The sequence below is a fragment of the Pseudomonas acericola (SeqCode) genome (assembly GCF_053456465.1).
Genome location: NZ_JBRFJB010000004.1, coordinates 26,491 through 42,952, shown reverse-complemented (window position 1 = coordinate 42,952; position 16,462 = coordinate 26,491). Strand labels below are relative to the sequence as shown.

The following is a 16,462-nucleotide window of genomic DNA, read 5'->3' as shown; positions in this document are numbered from 1 at the left end:
CATGCTCAAGCACGCACTCGCACAAAACGGTTTGATCGCCATCCTGCGCGGTATCCGCCCGGACGAAGCCCAGGCCGTCGGCCAGGTGTTGTACCAGGCCGGGTTTCGCGTGATCGAAGTGCCGCTCAATTCGCCCGACCCGTACACCAGCATCCGCACCCTGCGCGACAGCCTGCCCGCCGATTGTTTGATCGGCGCGGGCACGGTGTTGACGCCCGAGCAGGTCGAGCAGGTCAAGGCGGCCGGTGGCCAGGTGATCGTCATGCCCCACAGCGATGCCAAGGTGCTGCGCGCGGCGAAAGCGGCAGGCCTGTTTTTGTCGCCGGGCGTTGCCACGCCCACCGAAGCCTTCGCCGCCCTGGCCGAAGGTGCCGACGTATTGAAGCTGTTCCCCGCCGAGCAAATGGGCCCGGCGGTGATCAAGGCGTGGCTGGCGGTGCTGCCGGCGGGCACGTTGCTGCTGCCGGTGGGCGGCATTACCCCGGACAACATGCAGGTGTTTGTCGACGCCGGCGCCAAGGGGGTCGGGCTGGGTTCCGGGTTGTTCAAACCGGGCATGACAGTGGATCAGGTAGCGAGCCGCGCCCAGGCTTATGTCGCCGCCTGGAAAGCCCTGAGCTGAGATCAAGTTTCGCGCCCACAGGCGCTGCATCTATAAGAGAGATAACAGATGAAAATCACCAAACTGACGACCTTTATCGTCCCGCCGCGCTGGTGCTTCCTCAAGGTCGAGACCGACCAGGGCGTGACCGGCTGGGGCGAACCCGTGGTCGAAGGCCGCGCTCACACCGTTGCCGCTGCCGTTGAAGAACTGTCCGACTACCTGATCGGCAAAGACCCACGCAACATCGAAGACATCTGGACGGTGCTCTATCGCGGCGGCTTCTACCGTGGCGGCGCGGTACACATGAGCGCCCTCGCCGGCATCGACCAGGCGTTGTGGGACATCAAGGGCAAGGCCCTCGGCGTGTCGGTCAGCGATCTGCTCGGCGGCCAGGTGCGCGACAAGATCCGCGTGTATTCGTGGATCGGCGGCGACCGCCCTGCCGACACCGCCCGCGCCGCCAAAGAGGCCGTGGCCCGGGGTTTCACCGCGGTGAAAATGAACGGCACCGAAGAATTGCAGTTCGTCGACAGCTTCGAAAAGGTTGACCTGGCCCTGGCCAACGTCGCCGCCGTGCGTGACGCGGTGGGCCCGAACGTCGGCATCGGCGTGGACTTCCATGGCCGGGTGCACAAGCCCATGGCCAAGGTGCTGATGAAAGAACTGGACCCGTACAAGCTGATGTTTATCGAAGAGCCGGTGCTCAGCGAAAACTACGAAGCGCTCAAAGAGCTGGCGCCGCTGACCAGCACGCCGATTGCCCTCGGCGAGCGCCTGTTCTCGCGGTGGGATTTCAAGCGCGTGCTCAGCGAAGGCTACGTTGACATCATCCAGCCCGATGCTTCCCACGCCGGTGGCATCACCGAAACCCGCAAGATCGCCAACATGGCCGAAGCCTACGACGTGGCCCTGGCCCTGCACTGCCCGCTGGGCCCGATTGCCCTGGCCGCGTGCCTGCAACTGGACGCGGTTTGCTACAACGCGTTTATCCAGGAGCAAAGCCTGGGCATTCACTACAACGAGAGCAATGACCTGCTCGACTATGTGAAAGACCCGGGCGTGTTCGATTACGACCAAGGTTTTGTGAAAATCCCCAACGGGCCGGGCCTGGGTATCGAGATCAATGAGGAATACGTGATCGAACGCGCGGCCATCGGCCACCGCTGGCGCAACCCGATCTGGCGCCATGCCGACGGCAGCTTCGCCGAGTGGTGATATTTCCCTGACGGAACCGGCTCAAAAATGTGGGAGCTGGCTTGCCTGCGATAGCGGTGGGTCAGCTTGCATCTCTGGCACTGATACACCGCTATCGCAGGCAAGCCAGCTCCCACACTGACCGCGTTCCTCCAGTGAGTTTTTCCTCAGTCCTCAATAAACATAAGAAGAGGCAACCCCTCATGCATCCTGAATCCTTCACCGGGCAGGCTTCTTTAGTCACGCCTACCAGAAAGCGTTACTTCATCATGGTGCTGCTGTTTATCACCGTGGTGATCAACTACCTCGACCGCAGTAACCTGTCCATCGCCGCCCCCGCCCTGACCAGCGAACTGGGGATCGACCCGGTGCACGTCGGCCTGATTTTTTCGGCGTTCGGCTGGACTTACGCCGCCATGCAAATCCCCGGCGGCTGGCTGGTGGACCGCGTGCCGCCGCGCATTCTCTACACCGCTGCCCTGCTGCTGTGGTCCATCGCCACCGTGATGCTCGGCTTTGCCGCCAGCTTTATCGCGCTGTTTGTGCTGCGCATGGCCGTCGGTGCGCTGGAAGCGCCGGCCTACCCGATCAACAGCCGCGTGGTCACCACGTGGTTCCCGGAACGTGAACGGGCCACGGCGATTGGTTTCTACACCTCCGGGCAGTTTGTCGGGCTGGCGTTTCTCACGCCGGTGCTGGCCTGGTTGCAGCACGCATTCGGCTGGCACATGGTGTTTGTGGTCACCGGTGGCGTGGGCATTTTGTGGGCGGCGATCTGGTACGCGGTGTACCGTGAGCCGAAGGATTTCAAAGGCGCCAACGCAGCAGAAATCGAACTGATCCGCGAAGGCGGCGGCCTGGTGGACATGCAGGAAAAAGCCGCCAAAGCGCCGTTCAGCTGGGTGGACCTGGGCATCGTGTTGAGCAAGCGCAAGCTCTGGGGCATCTACCTGGGGCAGTTCTGCCTGAACTCCACGCTGTGGTTTTTCCTGACGTGGTTCCCCACCTACCTGGTGAAATATCGCGGCATGGACTTCATCAAGTCCGGCCTGCTGGCGTCGCTGCCGTTTCTCGCCGCGTTTGTCGGCGTGCTGTGTTCCGGGATCTTTTCCGACTGGCTGATTCGCCGGGGCGCCTCGGTGGGCTTTGCGCGCAAGTTGCCGATCATTGGCGGACTGCTGATTTCCACGGCGATCATCGGTGCCAACTATGTGGACTCGACGGCGTGGGTGATCGCGTTCCTGGCGGTGGCGTTCTTTGGCAATGGGTTGGCGTCGATTACCTGGTCGTTGGTGTCGACCCTGGCCCCGGCGCGCCTGTTGGGGCTGACCGGTGGGGTCTTCAACTTCATCGGCAACCTGTCGGCGATTGCTACGCCGATCGTGATTGGCTTTCTCGCCAGTGGTGATTCGTTTGCGCCGGCGATTACCTACATCGCAGTGCTGGCGTTGCTTGGGGCGCTTTCCTACATATTGCTGGTGGGTAAGGTCGAGCGGATCGAACTGGATAAATGAATCTGTAGCGAGTGCGCTTGTTGTGGCGAGGGAGCTTGCTCCCGCTGGGCTGCGAAGCGGCCCCAAAATCTTGGGAGCGCTGCGCACTCCAGCGGGAGCAAGCTCCCTCGCCACAGGGTCAGTGCTCAGTTGAGCACGCCGTCGAGGATCTCGTAGACGATGCCGGTTCCTACGGCGATCAACACCACATCTGGCCCCGAACGGCGCCATTCGTAACCCTGGTACACCGGCAAGCGTGCCAGGGCGCGGCTGTCCAGGCGTTCGCCGTAGTAGCCATGGGGCAGTGGCTTGCCGCGTTCCAGGCGTACATTGCGCGGTGGCGGTGCGCCACGGGAGAACTGGTCGTGATGGTCGCGGATCACTTGGCGTACCGGGCCGAAGTCCTGGGGCGGGCCGCCGCGACGGTTGTCCTGCGGGCCGCGATGGTCGTCGCCACGCTGCTGCTCGTGCTGGCCTTGCGGGCCGCCACGGTCAGGGCCGCCCTGATCATTCGGCGCGGCCTGCACCAGGGCGCTGGCGCCCAGGACCAGCACGCCAAGGCTGGCAATCACGGTTTTAGGCATTTTCATGGGGGGCTTCCTCAACTGCACAAACAACAAAAAGGGATTTCGAACTGGGTTCGAAATCCCTTGGTCTTGTCAGTTTAGGTAGCGGATCGACAGGATGATTCCTCTGTATCAGGAACTTTACCTACCGCTTACGAGCCGCTTACTTACGGGCGTTGCGGACACCTTCCGACAGCGCTGCGCACAGCCCCAGCACGCCATCAATCGCCTGCTGATCATTTTTCGCAGTGGCAATGTGATCGATCAACGCCGAACCGACCACTACGCCGTCAGCCAAACGGGCGATAGCCGCCGCTTGCTCCGGGGTACGGATACCAAAACCGATGCTGATCGGCAGGTCGGTGTGGCGACGCAGGCGGGTCACGGCCTCTTCGACGTGTTCCAGGGTCGCGGCACCGGCACCGGTCACCCCGGCCACCGACACGTAGTACACAAAGCCGGAGCTGCCGTTGAGTACGGTCGGCAGGCGCACGTCGTCGGTGGTCGGCGTGGTCAGGCGGATAAAGTCGATACCTGCGGCCTGGGCCGGGTCGCACAGCTCGCCGTTATGCTCGGGTGGCATGTCGACCACGATCAGGCCGTCTACGCCGGCTTCCTTGGCGTCGGCGATGAATTTCGGCACGCCGTATTTGTGGATCGGGTTGAAGTAGCCCATCAACACCAGCGGGGTTTCGCTGTTGTCCTTGCGGAACTCGCGGACCATTTGCAAGGTTTTCAGCAGGTTCTGCTTGGCTTCCAGCGCGCGGATGTTGGCCAGTTGGATCGCCGGGCCGTCGGCCATTGGGTCGGTGAAGGGCATGCCCAACTCGATCACGTCGGCGCCAGCGGCAGGCAAGCCCTTGAGGATGGCCAGCGAGGTGTCATAACCCGGGTCGCCGGCGGTGACGAAGGTCACCAGGGCGGCGCGGTTTTGTTCTTTAAGCTGGGCGAAGCGGGTTTGCAGGCGGCTCATTAGTGTTTCTCCTGCTGAGACTGTTCCATGTGGTGCATCACGGTCTGCATGTCTTTGTCGCCACGGCCGGAAAGGTTAACCACCATCAGGTGATCCTTCGGCAGCGTCGGTGCGCGTTTGAACACTTCGGCCAGGGCGTGGGCGCTTTCCAGTGCGGGAATAATCCCTTCCAGGCGGCAGCATTTGTGGAAGGCGTCGAGGGCTTCGTCGTCGGTCACCGAGGTGTACTGGACGCGGCCGATGTCATGCAACCACGCGTGTTCCGGGCCGATGCCCGGGTAGTCGAGGCCGGCGGAGATCGAGTGGGCGTCGATGATCTGGCCGTCGTCGTCCTGCAACAGAAAGGTACGGTTGCCGTGCAGTACGCCGGGTACGCCGCCGTTGAGGCTGGCAGCGTGCTTGCCGGTTTCGATGCCGTGGCCGGCGGCTTCAACGCCAATGATTTCCACGCTCTTGTCGTCGAGGAACGGGTGGAAGAGGCCCATGGCGTTGGAACCGCCGCCGATGCATGCGACGAGGCTGTCCGGCAGACGGCCTTCCTGGGCTTGCAGTTGGGTGCGGGTTTCCTTGCCGATTACGGCCTGGAAGTCGCGGACCATTGCCGGGTAAGGGTGCGGGCCGGCCACGGTGCCGATCAGGTAGAAGGTGCTGTCGACGTTGGTCACCCAGTCGCGCAGGGCTTCGTTCATCGCATCCTTGAGGGTGCCGGTGCCGGCGACTACCGGGATCACTTCCGCGCCCAGCAGCTTCATGCGGAACACGTTGGCCTGCTGGCGTTCGATGTCGGTGGTGCCCATGTAGATCACACATTGCAGGCCGAAACGCGCCGCCACAGTGGCAGTGGCCACACCGTGCATGCCGGCGCCGGTCTCGGCGATGATGCGTTTCTTGCCCATGCGCCGTGCCAGCAGGATCTGGCCAATGCAGTTGTTGATCTTGTGCGCGCCGGTGTGGTTCAGCTCTTCGCGCTTGAGGTAGATCTTGGCGCCGCCGCAGAATTCGGTCAGGCGTTCGGCGAAATACAGTGGGCTTGGGCGGCCTACGTAGTCCCGTTGGAAGTAGGCCAATTCCTCGTTGAACGCCGGATCAATCTTGGCCGCTTCGTATTCGCGGGCTAGGTCGAGGATCAACGGCATCAGGGTTTCAGCGACGTAGCGGCCGCCGAACGCGCCAAACAGGCCGTTGGCGTCTGGGCCGTTGCGTAGGTCGGTCTGGGACTGAGTCATGGGACGCTCCAGGAAAGAATGGGTGTAGGAAACAATGACGGCCACTCTACCCCTCACGCTGTGGCCTGAAAACCGATAAGATCGCCGCAACCTGTCAGGAAAACTCACAGATGAGCCGAGACCTACCGCCCCTCAATGCCCTGCGGGCATTTGAAGCCACCGCGCGACTGAACAGCGTAAGCCAGGCAGCCGAGCAATTGCACGTAACCCACGGTGCGGTCAGCCGGCAGTTGAAAGTGCTGGAAGAGCACCTGGGCGTGAGCCTGTTCATCAAGGATGGGCGCGGCCTTAAACTCACAGATGCCGGTGTCCGCCTACGGGACGCCAGCGCGGAGGCGTTCGAGCGCTTGAGGGATGTTTGCGCAGAACTGACCCAGGCCAGTGCCGAGGCGCCCTTCGTCCTCGGGTGTTCGGGGAGTTTGCTGGCGCGCTGGCTGATCCCGCGCCTGGGCCGCTTGAACGCGGACCTGCCGGACCTGCGTTTGCACTTGTCAGCCGGTGATGGCGACCTTGACCCCCGTCGCCCAGGCCTGGACGCCCTGCTGGTATTCGCCGAGCCACCGTGGCCGGCGGATATGCAGGTATATGAACTGGCCAGCGAACGCATCGGCCCGGTGATGAGCCCGCGTTTCGCCGGCTATGAGCGCTTGCGCCACGCGCCAGCTTTGGCCCTGTGCGCCGAGGCGTTATTGCACACCACCTCCCGCCCGCAAGCCTGGCCCAGTTGGGCGCAGCAACACGGCATCGCGCCCGGCGCGTTGAAACACGGCCAGGGGTTTGAGCATTTGTATTACTTGCTGGAGGCGGCGGTAGCGGGGTTGGGGGTGGCGATTGCGCCCGAGCCGTTGGTAGCCGAGGACGTGCGCGCAGGCCGGCTGGTGGCACCGTGGGGTTTCAGCGAAACCCCGGCGCACCTGGCGTTGTGGCTGCCCAAGCGCGCCGCAGACGGGCGCGCCGGGCAACTGGCGCAGTGGCTCAAGACTGAGCTGTTGCGCCAGCCGGATTAGTCACCGCGTTTGCACAGCAAGTACGCGGCCAGCAGGCCCAGCGCACCTACAGCAACACCGGCTGTAGTCCATGGGTGTTCCTGGGCGTAGTCCCGGGTAGCAACACCGGTTTCGCGGATTTTCACTTTGCTTTCTTCGTAGGCATCGCTGATCAGGTGACGGGAATGCTTGAGGGCATTCTCGGCATTGCTTTTCAGGGCCTTCAAGGTCTTGCGCGACTCGTCAGATGCATCGTCCTTGAGGCTTTCCAGAGACTTGAGCAGGCTCGAAATCTCGGCTTCCATGCTTTCCAGCGACGCTTTGCGTAAAGAAGTGTTGGCCATGTGGACTCTCCTGAAGTGATTGAGTGACGTGTGTAGATACCGACTCCCGTGGTTTCAGAAAGTGCAGTAAATCTGAACTTTCGCGTAGGAACGGTCGCCAGAAGCAGTATGAACATTGACTGCTAGGCTTTATTGACGACCCTCAGGAGAAACCTCATGTCTGATCATCACACCTACAAGAAAGTCGAATTGGTGGGCTCGTCCACCTCCAGCATCGAAGATGCCATCAACAATGCCCTGGCCGAGGCCAACAAAAGCATCAAGCACCTGGAATGGTTCGAGGTGGTTGATACCCGTGGCCACATCAAGGACGGCAAGGCTGCGCACTTTCAGGTCACGCTCAAGGTGGGATTCCGAATTGCCAGTAGTTGAACTTTGCTGACTGGCTGATTGCCATAACCTGCGCTACAACCAATGGGTGCCGATGCCACGAGCGTCGGCACGCTCTTTTTGATCAGCGCAAGGAAGTAACGGATGAAGAAGTTTCTGTTAGCGGTAGGTTTGTTGAGCATTGCGGGCACTGCCCTGGCGGCGGGCAAGCCTTGTGAAGAGCTGAAAAGCGAGATTGCAGCGAAAATCGACGCCAAGGGCGCCAAGCACTATTCACTGGAAGTGGTTGAGAAAGGTGCTTCTACCGACGCTAAAGTGGTCGGTAGCTGTGAAGGCGGCACCAAGGAAATCGTCTACAAGCGCGGTTGATCCCGTGTTGCAGACACTTGTGGCGAGGGAGCTTGCTCCCGCTGGGCTGCGCAGCGGCCCCAAAATCTTGGGAGCGCTGCGCACTCCAGCGGGAGCAAGCTCCCTCGCCACATTTAGCCCTTCATCAACTGCGCCAGCAGCTCGTAGGAATGAATCCGGTCGGCGTGTTCGTACAGGTCGCAGGTAAAGATCAGCTCGTCGGCACCGGTTTGTTCCACCAGCACTTCCAGCTTGGCGCGGATTTTTGCCGGGCTGCCGACCATCGCCAGGCCAAGGAAACTACCCACCGCATCTTTTTCATGGGGCAGCCACAGGCCTTCCATGCTCTTCACCGGCGGGCGCTGCACCAGGCTTTGCCCGCGCATCAGCGCGAGGATGCGCTGATACACCGAGGTGGCCAGGTAGTCGGCCTGCTCATCGGTGTCGGCGGCGACCAAGGGAATGCCGAGCATCACGTAGGGCTTATCCAGAACCGCTGAAGGCTTGAAGTGATTGCGGTAGACGCGAATCGCCTCGTGCATCAAGCGCGGTGCGAAATGGGAGGCGAAGGCGTAGGGCAAACCGCGCTCACCGGCCAATTGCGCGCTGAACAGGCTGGAGCCCAGCAGCCACACCGGTACGTTGGTACCGGTGCCGGGTACGGCAATGATGCGTTGGTCCGGGGTGCGTGGGCCGAGGTAGGCCATCAGCTCGGCGACGTCTTCGGGGAACTCGTCGGCGCTGCCGGAGCGCTCACGGCGCAGGGCGCGAGCGGTCATCTGGTCGGAGCCGGGCGCGCGGCCCAGGCCCAGGTCGATCCGCCCGGGGTAGAGGCTTTCCAGGGTGCCGAACTGTTCGGCGATCACCAATGGCGCATGGTTGGGCAGCATCACGCCGCCGGAACCGACGCGAATCGTCGAAGTGCCACCGGCCAGGTAGCCGAGCAACACCGAGGTGGCCGAGCTGGCGATGCCGTCCATGTTGTGGTGTTCAGCCACCCAGAAACGGTTGTAGCCGAACTTTTCCACGTGCTGGGCAAGGTCCAGGGAATTGCGCAACGACTGCGCCGGGCTGCCGTTGGCGCGCACGGGCACGAGGTCGAGGGTCGAGAACTTCACGTCGGACAGCGATTTCATAAGCCTGCTTCTCCAAGGGGGCGCGCAGGCTGTTTAGACGAATCAAAACCTGCCGCTTCATGTGCATGGTCTATGCAATGAGGGCATATACCCGAGATTCAATAGCTGACCTGGAAATTTCCTACTGGATCGCTAGGTTTCTCCGACAGGATGAACTTTGTCGGGCCGACTATCCTCAGAACCCTTACGTAAGCAAAAACCACCGTTCGAGGAGACCGCTATGAGTATCGTGAAAAAAGCATCCGCGCATTGGGAAGGTGATTTGAAGACGGGCCTGGGTTCCATCTCCACGGAAACCGGGGTGTTGCGCGAAGCGCCCTACGGCTTCAAGGCACGTTTCGAGGGTGGCAAGGGCACCAACCCTGAGGAATTGATCGGCGCGGCGCATGCTGGCTGTTTCTCCATGGCGTTCTCCATGATTCTCGGCGACGCCGGGCTCAAGGCTGACAGTATCGACACCCAGGCCGAAGTGACCCTGGATCAGGTCGATGGCGGCTTTGCGATCACGGCGGTGCACCTGATCCTCAAGGCCAAGATCCCCGGCGCGAGCCAGGCGCAGTTCGAAGAACTGAGCAAAAAGGCCAAGGAAGGGTGCCCGGTGTCCAAGGTGCTGAATGCAAAAATCAGCCTGGATGCGACGCTGGTTAACTAACCAAGTCCAGGTAACAGCACAAGTTGAATGTAAAAGCTGACTTGTGTGGGAGCTGGCTTGCCTGCGATGCAGACACCTCGGAGTTTCAGTAATACCGAGGTGATGCTATCGCAGGCAAGCCAGCTCCCACATAAGTGCAGTTCCCACCTTTAATTCTGCGTTAAATCAGAACTCGCGTTTCAGTAATGTGGTCCTATAGCCATCACTGCCTAGGCGCACACCCGTGCGCAGTGCATTCAGGGAGCTACACACATGAAACGTTTTGCCTTGGCGATCATCTGCGGCGTGTTGGCCACTTCGGCCGTGGCCGCGCCAAAAGACTGTGAAGAGCTCAGGAAAGAGATCGAAGTCAAGATCCAGGCGAACGCCGTGCCGTCCTACACCTTGGAGATCGTGACCAAGGAAGAAGCCGACAAGCACGACGTAGCCATGGTCGTCGGCAGCTGTGAGAACGGCACCAAGGCCATCATCTACCAGAAGAACAACGACTGATCAGATGCAGTTGACGCTGCGTTCCTCCGCCAGCAACTGACGCGCCGGGTTGTACAGCCGGATATTCGGCGTGTAGGCCAGTGAACGGCCTTCCAGTACATAGCGTTGGCCCGCCTGGAAGTGGTCGTACTGCAACGTCATGAAGCACGTGCGCTCGGTGGTCTGCCCCAGCCCGCCGAAGCCGCTGCCCGTTGGCACCTCGAAATCGAAGCGCACCATCAACTCGTGGCTGCCGGGTGGCATCTGGAAGAATCGACCGTCATTGAGGTTCTTACCGTCCAGGCGCTGGGCCATCACCAGCTTGGCGCCCGGTGTCGGGGTGGCGAAATCGACCCAGGCCTGCTGCGGATCGACCGCTGGCAACGGCGTCAAAGCGCATGCGCTGAGAGACAGGACGGTGATGGCAAGCAAGAGCTGGCGCATGGCGGGTACTCAATGGGCGAAAAGAAATGGGCCTGACGCAGCAGGCTCCCCTTGAGTATAAACACCACATGGCGTGGAAAAGTCCCAGGAGCAATTGGTGCATGGTCAGGCGTTTTTTCCCAGGGTTGATGGTTGTGCTGCTCAGCGGCTGCTCAAGCATCAGTTATTACGGGCAGTTGGCCAGCGGCCAATGGCAATTGTTGCGGGCTCGCGAGCCGGTTGCCCAGGTCATCGCCGACCCCGCGCGGCCGCCGCTGCTGCGTGAGCATCTGGCGCAGTCACAGAAGGCGCGCACGTTTGCCAGTGAACACCTGCATTTGCCCGACAACCAGAGTTACCGGCTGTACGCCGATATTGGTCGGCCTTATGTGGTCTGGAATGTTTTCGCCACGACAGAGTTTTCGCTCTCGCCTGAAACCCACTGCTTCCCGATCGCCGGTTGCGTGGCCTATCGCGGCTATTACAACCAAGGCGCGGCGCGCGGTGAGGCTGCATTGTTGCGTCTGCGGGGCATGGACGTGTCGATTGGCGGCGTCGAGGCCTATTCCACCCTGGGCTGGTTCAACGACCCGATCCTCAACTCGATGATGAACTGGGGTGATGAGCGCCTGGCCACGCTGATTTTCCATGAGCTGGCGCACCAGCGTTTTTATGTGAAGGACGACACCGAGTTCAACGAGTCATTTGCCAATTTCGTCGAGCAGGAAGGCACGCGGCAATGGCGTGCGGCGCGTGGGCTGGCGCCGGCCAACGTGTCGGCTTCCAAGCAGCGTGATCAGTTTATCCAGCTGATCCTCGATACCCGTCAGCGGTTGGAAAAGGTCTACGCCCAACCTTTGGCGGCCGATGCGATGCGCGCGGCCAAAGCGGCGGAGTTTGAGCGCTTGCGCGGTGATTATCGGCAGATGCGTGACAGCCAGTGGGCGGGTGATAAGCGTTATGACGCGTGGATCAACTTGCCGATGAACAATGCGCGGTTGTTGCCGTTTGGGCTGTATGACCAATGGGTGCCGGCGTTTGCGGCGTTGTTTCGGCAGGAAGGGGGGGATTGGCTGAGGTTTTATGCGGCGGTGGAGAAGATGGGTGGGTTGCCGGTGGCGCAGCGCAAGGCGGCGTTGAGGCAGTTGGAGATGGGTGGCCTTTAGGGCCTCATCGCAGGCAAGCCAGCTCCCACAGTTTGATTTGTGAATACCTTCAAATGTGGGAGCTGGCTTGCCTGCGATAGCAGTCTCAAGGCTGCCGCAAAAACGCCTGATGCATCTCGGCCAACGTCTCAAAATGCCAAGTCGGCGCCTCGGCATTCAGTTCTTCAAAGCTGCCAAACCCATACCCAACCGCCGCCGAATCCAGGCCATTGCTGCGGGCGCCGATCAGGTCGTGCTTGCGGTCACCAATCATCAGGGTGGTCGCCGGGTCCAGGCCTTCTTCGCGCATCAGATGGGCAATCAACTCGACCTTGTTGGTGCGCGTACCGTCCAGCTCGCTGCCGTAGATCACCTTGAAGTGCTTGGCAAAATCGAAATGCCTGGCGATCTCACGGGCAAATTCCCACGGCTTGGAGGTGGCGACATACAGTTGGCGACCTTGGCTGTTCAGCTCTTCCAGCAGCGGCAATACGCCGTCGAAGACGCGGTTTTCATACAGCCCGGTAACCTTGAAGCGCTCGCGGTAGAAATTCACCGCTTCCCACGCCTTGGCTTCATCGAAGCCATAGAACTGCATGAACGCTTGCAGCAACGGCGGGCCGATAAAGTGTTCGAGCTTGGTCAGGTCCGGCTCGTCAATGCCGAGTTTGGCGAGGGCGTACTGGATCGAGCGGGTGATGCCTTCACGCGGATCGGTCAGGGTGCCATCCAGGTCGAAGAGGACGGTGGGGTAATGCAGGGTCATTGATCGAATCCTTCAGCCAGGTGCAGGTCTTTGAGTTTCACGTAGTTCGCCGCGCTGTAGGTGAAAAACGCGCGTTCCTTGTCAGTCAGTGGGCGGATCTGTTTAACCGGGCTGCCCACGTACAAGTAGCCGCTTTCAAGCTTCTTGCCCGGCGGCACCAGGCTGCCGGCGCCGATGATCACGTCATCTTCCACCACTGCGCCGTCCATCACGATGCTGCCCATGCCGATCAGGATGCGGCTGCCCACCGTGCAGCCATGCAGCATGACCTTGTGGGCGATGGTCACGTCGTCGCCGATCAACAGAGGGAAACCGTCCGGGTTGAACGGGCCGGCATGGGTGATGTGCAGCACGCAGCCATCCTGCACGCTGGTGCGTGCGCCGATGCGGATGCGGTGCATGTCGCCGCGAATCACGGTCAGTGGCCAGACGGAACTGTCGGTGCCGATTTCGACATCGCCGATCACCACCGCCGAAATATCGACAAAAGCCCCGGCGCCCAGGGTTGGCGTGTGGTTCTGATAGGTGCGAAGGGTCACGATAGCCTCTCTCTCTTCTGCTGATAGCTGCGGTGGGCGTTGATTGTAATTAAGATGGCCCCATCTTTGTTCTTACATGTCTTCAGCCAAGGTACCCACCGTGAGCGCGAACAACCCTCTTCTGCAGTCCTACGACCTGCCGCCGTTCTCGGCGATCCGTGCCGAGCACGTGCAACCGGCCATCGAACAGATCCTCGCCGACAACCGTGTCGCCATCGAAGGCATCCTGCAAAGCCAGGGGAAAAATCCGACGTGGGCCGGTCTGGTCCTGGCCATGGACGAACTGAATGACCGCCTGGGTGCCGCCTGGAGCCCGGTCAGCCACCTCAACGCCGTGTGCAACAGCGCCGAATTGCGTGAGGCCTATGAAAGCTGCCTGCCGGCATTGAGCGCCTACTCCACCGAGATGGGCCAGAACCGTGAACTGTTCCAGGCCTTCGAAGCCCTGGCCAACAGCCCGGAAGCCGCCGGTTTCGACGTGGCGCAAAAAACCATCCTGGAACACTCCCTGCGCGACTTCCGCCTGTCGGGTATCGACTTGCCGCCCGAGCAGCAAAAACGCTACGCCGAAGTGCAGAGCAAACTGTCCGAGCTGGGCAGCAAGTTCTCCAACCAGTTGCTGGACGCCACCCAGGCCTGGACCAAACACGTTACTGATGAAGCCACCCTCGCCGGCCTGACCGATTCGGCCAAGGCCCAGATGGCCGCCGCTGCCCAATCCAAAGCCTTGGATGGCTGGCTGATCACCCTGGAATTTCCGAGCTACTACGCGGTAATGACCTACGCCCACGACCGCGCCCTGCGCGAAGAAGTCTACGCGGCCTACTGCACCCGTGCGTCGGACCAAGGCCCGAATGCCGGTCAGAACGATAACGGCCCGGTGATGGAACAGATCCTCGACTTGCGTCAGGAACTGGCCAAGCTGCTGGGCTACGCGTCCTTCTCCGAGCTGAGCTTGGCCACCAAGATGGCTGAGTCCAGCGACCAGGTATTGAGCTTCCTGCGTGACCTGGCCAAGCGCAGCAAGCCGTTTGCCGCCCAGGACCTGCAACAGCTCAAGGCTTACGCCGCCGAACAAGGTTGCGCCGACCTGCAAAGCTGGGACAGCGGTTTCTACGGCGAAAAACTCCGTGAGCAGCGTTACAGCGTGTCCCAGGAAGCCCTGCGCGCCTACTTCCCCATCGACAAAGTGCTCGGTGGTCTGTTTGCCATCGTGCAACGCCTGTACGGCATCGAGATCGTCGAACTGAAGGGTTTCGACACCTGGCACCCGGATGTGCGCCTGTTTGAAATCAAGGAAAACGGCCAGCACGTCGGCCGCTTCTTCTTCGATCTGTACGCCCGCGCCAACAAGCGTGGCGGCGCGTGGATGGACGGCGCGCGCGACCGTCGCCGCACCATTGACGGTGTACTGCAAAGCCCGGTGGCCAACCTGGTGTGCAACTTCACCCCGGCCGACAGCGGCAAGCCTGCCCTGCTGACCCATGACGAAGTGACGACGCTGTTCCACGAATTCGGCCACGGCCTGCACCACCTGCTGACCCGCGTTGAACACGCTGGTGTGTCCGGTATCAACGGCGTGGCGTGGGATGCGGTGGAGTTGCCGAGCCAGTTCATGGAGAACTGGTGCTGGGAGCCGGAAGGCCTGGCGCTGATCTCCGGTCACTATGAAGGCGGTGAGCCGCTACCCCAGGACCTGCTGGAAAAAATGCTCGCGGCGAAGAATTTCCAGTCCGGCTTGATGATGGTGCGCCAGTTGGAATTCTCGCTGTTCGACTTTGAACTGCACGCCACCCACGGTGATGGCCGCAGCGTGGCCCAGGTGCTGGAAGGCGTGCGCGATGAGGTCTCGGTAATGCGTCCGCCGGCCTACAACCGTTTTCCCAACAGCTTTGCGCACATTTTCGCCGGCGGTTATGCGGCGGGGTACTACAGCTACAAGTGGGCCGAAGTGCTGTCGGCCGATGCCTTCTCCAAGTTTGAAGAAGAAGGCGTACTGAATGCCGAGACCGGCCGCGCTTTCCGCGAGGCAATCCTGGCCCGTGGCGGTTCCCAGGCGCCGATGGTGTTGTTCGTCGATTTCCGCGGACGTGCGCCGTCGATTGACGCACTCTTGCGCCACAGCGGCCTGAGTGAGGACGCGGCAGCATGAGTGAAGGGCCTGTGATTACCAAAAAGCAATTTATCGCCGGGGCGGTCTGCCCGGCGTGCAGCGAGCCGGACAAGTTGAAGATGTGGACCGAAGACAGCGTGCCGCACCGTGAGTGTGTGGCCTGCGGTTATACCGACACGTTGAATGACCAAGGTCTGTCAGTGCCCAAGGAATTGGGCACGCGGGTCAATACGTCGGCGTTGAAGGCGCCGGCTGACCCGAAGGTGCAGGCGGTGCAGTTTTTCCCCAACCCCAAGCTGAAAAAAGACTGACGCCCGTCTAGGGTTTTACCGTCAGTCCAGTCTCGCTGTTTGGCTCGGCACGGCTTGTTCCCGCCGTGTTGAGCCAACTGTTCATCGAGCACAGTGCAAACGCACTGGTGCTGCAATCGCCATTCGCCAAGGCTGTACGCAACTTGTCGATATCGGCCTTCATCATGTAGCGAACGCCGTCCTTGAAGCCATTACTGGTGCCAAAACCGCCCAGGGTCATCTCGTTCAGCGCATCTTCCTTGCTCCATCCCTGAACCACCACGCGATACATCGCCGCCATCAGGCCGGTGCGGTCGGAGCCGTGTTTGCAGTGCATCAGCACCGGGCCGTTGGCTTCGGCTTCCTTGATCGCCCTGAGTGCCGCCAGCACGTCGGAATCATCTACATGGTTGGTGCGATAACTCAGCTGAACTTGACGGATGCCGGGGGCTTTCAGCCAGTTGGCGTCGGACTCCGGCAGGAAGTTGATCACGGTGCCGATCTTCAGTTGTTCCAGCAGCGGCACCGCGCTGCTGTCCGGTAAAGCACTGCGGTACAGGGTGGGCGTCATCTGGTGCAGGTTGTATTGGCTGCCCACGGGTTGGGCCCATTCGGGCGAGCGAATGGACGTGGACTCGTCGGCCTGGGCAGGCACAAGTGTGAACAAGGCCACGAGCGCGAGGCCAAGAGCCGACAGCCATTGATGCTTGAACATGGGTGACGTTAACCAGACATGAGGGTTGGGGAATGGCCCACAGGTTGGTTTACGGGGGGTCAACGGGGTGTGAGGCGGTCGTCAAAGATTTGTGAATCCTCAGTCTTTAGTCGCTGAAACGATTCCTCTCGATTCTTAGGCTGCTATC

Annotated in this window: 20 protein-coding genes; 11 read left to right on the top strand and 9 right to left on the bottom strand. The window is 61.1% G+C overall.

Annotated elements, in window-relative coordinates:
• Position 1 precedes the first annotated feature (1 nt).
• From ACU688_RS16455 to ACU688_RS16445, 3 genes are all read left to right on the top strand, one after another.
• A complete protein-coding gene (locus ACU688_RS16455; protein WP_448185624.1) occupies positions 2 to 622 on the top strand; it encodes a 2-dehydro-3-deoxy-6-phosphogalactonate aldolase in 621 nt (206 codons plus the stop codon).
• Between the two features lie 48 nt (positions 623 to 670).
• On the top strand, positions 671 to 1,819 hold the full coding sequence (gene dgoD / locus ACU688_RS16450) for a galactonate dehydratase (protein ID WP_017734735.1): 1,149 nt from the start codon (positions 671 to 673) through the stop codon (positions 1,817 to 1,819).
• 182 nt (positions 1,820 to 2,001) lie between these two features.
• Positions 2,002 to 3,312, top strand: coding sequence for an MFS transporter (locus ACU688_RS16445; protein WP_448185623.1), 1,311 nt, complete (start codon positions 2,002 to 2,004; stop codon positions 3,310 to 3,312).
• 125 nt (positions 3,313 to 3,437) lie between these two features.
• Here ACU688_RS16445 and ACU688_RS16440 read toward each other — a convergent pair whose 3' ends face one another.
• From ACU688_RS16440 to trpB, 3 genes are all read right to left on the bottom strand, one after another.
• A complete protein-coding gene (locus ACU688_RS16440) occupies positions 3,438 to 3,881 on the bottom strand; it encodes an anti-virulence regulator CigR family protein (protein WP_448185622.1) in 444 nt (147 codons plus the stop codon).
• A 139-nt stretch (positions 3,882 to 4,020) separates the two neighbouring features.
• Positions 4,021 to 4,830, bottom strand: a complete 810-nt coding sequence (trpA, locus tag ACU688_RS16435) for a tryptophan synthase subunit alpha (protein WP_017734732.1) — start codon at positions 4,828 to 4,830, stop codon at positions 4,021 to 4,023.
• Positions 4,830 to 6,056, bottom strand: a complete 1,227-nt coding sequence (gene trpB, locus ACU688_RS16430; RefSeq protein ID WP_448185621.1) for a tryptophan synthase subunit beta — start codon at positions 6,054 to 6,056, stop codon at positions 4,830 to 4,832. The genes trpA and trpB overlap by 1 nt, the downstream gene beginning before the upstream one ends.
• Before the next feature lie 110 nt (positions 6,057 to 6,166).
• Here trpB and ACU688_RS16425 point away from each other — a divergent pair, with 110 nt between their 5' ends.
• Positions 6,167 to 7,063, top strand: a complete 897-nt coding sequence (locus ACU688_RS16425; protein ID WP_448185620.1) for a LysR family transcriptional regulator — start codon at positions 6,167 to 6,169, stop codon at positions 7,061 to 7,063.
• Here ACU688_RS16425 and ACU688_RS16420 read toward each other — a convergent pair.
• Positions 7,060 to 7,386 (bottom strand): ElaB/YgaM/YqjD family protein, encoded by a 327-nt coding sequence (locus ACU688_RS16420; protein WP_003170746.1) that lies wholly within the window; start codon positions 7,384 to 7,386, stop codon positions 7,060 to 7,062. The two genes, ACU688_RS16425 and ACU688_RS16420, sit on opposite strands and share 4 nt — an antisense overlap.
• Before the next feature lie 156 nt (positions 7,387 to 7,542).
• On the opposite strand from ACU688_RS16420, the gene ACU688_RS16415 reads away from it, so the two are divergent.
• The gene (locus ACU688_RS16415; RefSeq protein WP_003220389.1) at positions 7,543 to 7,758 is read left to right on the top strand and encodes a dodecin; all 216 of its coding nucleotides are present in this window, start codon (positions 7,543 to 7,545) and stop codon (positions 7,756 to 7,758) included.
• 102 nt (positions 7,759 to 7,860) lie between these two features.
• Positions 7,861 to 8,085: a DUF1161 domain-containing protein gene (locus tag ACU688_RS16410; RefSeq protein WP_448185619.1), complete on the top strand. Its 225-nt coding sequence runs from the start codon at positions 7,861 to 7,863 to the stop codon at positions 8,083 to 8,085.
• Positions 8,086 to 8,198: 113 nt separating this feature from the next.
• Here ACU688_RS16410 and ACU688_RS16405 read toward each other — a convergent pair whose 3' ends face one another.
• Entirely contained in the window at positions 8,199 to 9,200 is a 1,002-nt protein-coding gene (locus ACU688_RS16405) for an LLM class flavin-dependent oxidoreductase (protein WP_017734727.1), read from the bottom strand.
• Positions 9,201 to 9,420: 220 nt separating this feature from the next.
• Here ACU688_RS16405 and ACU688_RS16400 point away from each other — a divergent pair, with 220 nt between their 5' ends.
• A complete protein-coding gene (locus ACU688_RS16400; protein ID WP_021491415.1) occupies positions 9,421 to 9,852 on the top strand; it encodes an OsmC family protein in 432 nt (143 codons plus the stop codon).
• A 252-nt stretch (positions 9,853 to 10,104) separates the two neighbouring features.
• The gene (locus tag ACU688_RS16395) at positions 10,105 to 10,344 is read left to right on the top strand and encodes a DUF1161 domain-containing protein (RefSeq protein WP_448185618.1); all 240 of its coding nucleotides are present in this window, start codon (positions 10,105 to 10,107) and stop codon (positions 10,342 to 10,344) included.
• Here the strand turns inward: ACU688_RS16395 and ACU688_RS16390 are convergent, their stop codons facing one another.
• The gene (locus ACU688_RS16390; protein WP_448185617.1) at positions 10,345 to 10,767 is read right to left on the bottom strand and encodes a PA0061/PA0062 family lipoprotein; all 423 of its coding nucleotides are present in this window, start codon (positions 10,765 to 10,767) and stop codon (positions 10,345 to 10,347) included.
• A gap of 101 nt (positions 10,768 to 10,868) precedes the next feature.
• On the opposite strand from ACU688_RS16390, the gene ACU688_RS16385 reads away from it, so the two are divergent.
• Positions 10,869 to 11,912, top strand: coding sequence for an aminopeptidase (locus ACU688_RS16385; protein ID WP_448185616.1), 1,044 nt, complete (start codon positions 10,869 to 10,871; stop codon positions 11,910 to 11,912).
• Positions 11,913 to 11,997: 85 nt separating this feature from the next.
• On the opposite strand, the gene ACU688_RS16380 is transcribed toward ACU688_RS16385, so the two are convergent.
• Positions 11,998 to 12,657, bottom strand: coding sequence for an HAD family hydrolase (locus ACU688_RS16380; RefSeq protein ID WP_207045623.1), 660 nt, complete (start codon positions 12,655 to 12,657; stop codon positions 11,998 to 12,000).
• Entirely contained in the window at positions 12,654 to 13,196 is a 543-nt protein-coding gene (locus ACU688_RS16375) for a gamma carbonic anhydrase family protein (protein WP_448185615.1), read from the bottom strand. The genes ACU688_RS16380 and ACU688_RS16375 overlap by 4 nt, the downstream gene beginning before the upstream one ends.
• A gap of 100 nt (positions 13,197 to 13,296) precedes the next feature.
• Here ACU688_RS16375 and prlC point away from each other — a divergent pair, with 100 nt between their 5' ends.
• Positions 13,297 to 15,348, top strand: coding sequence for an oligopeptidase A (gene prlC / locus ACU688_RS16370; protein WP_448185614.1), 2,052 nt, complete (start codon positions 13,297 to 13,299; stop codon positions 15,346 to 15,348).
• Positions 15,345 to 15,620, top strand: coding sequence for a YheV family putative zinc ribbon protein (locus ACU688_RS16365; protein ID WP_017528719.1), 276 nt, complete (start codon positions 15,345 to 15,347; stop codon positions 15,618 to 15,620). Before prlC ends, ACU688_RS16365 begins: the two co-directional genes overlap by 4 nt.
• Before the next feature lie 7 nt (positions 15,621 to 15,627).
• Here the strand turns inward: ACU688_RS16365 and ACU688_RS16360 are convergent, their stop codons facing one another.
• Complete coding sequence (locus tag ACU688_RS16360) at positions 15,628 to 16,314, bottom strand: phosphatase domain-containing protein (RefSeq protein ID WP_448185613.1); 687 nt, start codon at positions 16,312 to 16,314, stop codon at positions 15,628 to 15,630.
• Positions 16,315 to 16,462 lie beyond the last annotated feature (148 nt).

Coding starts and splice junctions, on each gene's coding strand:
- ACU688_RS16425 (WP_448185620.1), top strand. CDS start 6,167: ATGAGCCGAGACCTACCGCCCCTCAATGCCCTGCGGGCATTTGAAGCC.
- ACU688_RS16455 (WP_448185624.1), top strand. CDS start 2: ATGCTCAAGCACGCACTCGCACAAAACGGTTTGATCGCCATCCTGCGC.
- ACU688_RS16380 (WP_207045623.1), bottom strand. CDS start 12,657: ATGACCCTGCATTACCCCACCGTCCTCTTCGACCTGGATGGCACCCTG.
- ACU688_RS16385 (WP_448185616.1), top strand. CDS start 10,869: ATGGTCAGGCGTTTTTTCCCAGGGTTGATGGTTGTGCTGCTCAGCGGC.
- ACU688_RS16420 (WP_003170746.1), bottom strand. CDS start 7,386: ATGGCCAACACTTCTTTACGCAAAGCGTCGCTGGAAAGCATGGAAGCC.
- ACU688_RS16360 (WP_448185613.1), bottom strand. CDS start 16,314: ATGTTCAAGCATCAATGGCTGTCGGCTCTTGGCCTCGCGCTCGTGGCC.
- ACU688_RS16440 (WP_448185622.1), bottom strand. CDS start 3,881: ATGAAAATGCCTAAAACCGTGATTGCCAGCCTTGGCGTGCTGGTCCTG.
- ACU688_RS16395 (WP_448185618.1), top strand. CDS start 10,105: ATGAAACGTTTTGCCTTGGCGATCATCTGCGGCGTGTTGGCCACTTCG.
- ACU688_RS16400 (WP_021491415.1), top strand. CDS start 9,421: ATGAGTATCGTGAAAAAAGCATCCGCGCATTGGGAAGGTGATTTGAAG.
- ACU688_RS16405 (WP_017734727.1), bottom strand. CDS start 9,200: ATGAAATCGCTGTCCGACGTGAAGTTCTCGACCCTCGACCTCGTGCCC.
- ACU688_RS16365 (WP_017528719.1), top strand. CDS start 15,345: ATGAGTGAAGGGCCTGTGATTACCAAAAAGCAATTTATCGCCGGGGCG.
- dgoD (WP_017734735.1), top strand. CDS start 671: ATGAAAATCACCAAACTGACGACCTTTATCGTCCCGCCGCGCTGGTGC.
- ACU688_RS16390 (WP_448185617.1), bottom strand. CDS start 10,767: ATGCGCCAGCTCTTGCTTGCCATCACCGTCCTGTCTCTCAGCGCATGC.
- ACU688_RS16415 (WP_003220389.1), top strand. CDS start 7,543: ATGTCTGATCATCACACCTACAAGAAAGTCGAATTGGTGGGCTCGTCC.
- trpB (WP_448185621.1), bottom strand. CDS start 6,056: ATGACTCAGTCCCAGACCGACCTACGCAACGGCCCAGACGCCAACGGC.
- ACU688_RS16410 (WP_448185619.1), top strand. CDS start 7,861: ATGAAGAAGTTTCTGTTAGCGGTAGGTTTGTTGAGCATTGCGGGCACT.
- trpA (WP_017734732.1), bottom strand. CDS start 4,830: ATGAGCCGCCTGCAAACCCGCTTCGCCCAGCTTAAAGAACAAAACCGC.
- ACU688_RS16445 (WP_448185623.1), top strand. CDS start 2,002: ATGCATCCTGAATCCTTCACCGGGCAGGCTTCTTTAGTCACGCCTACC.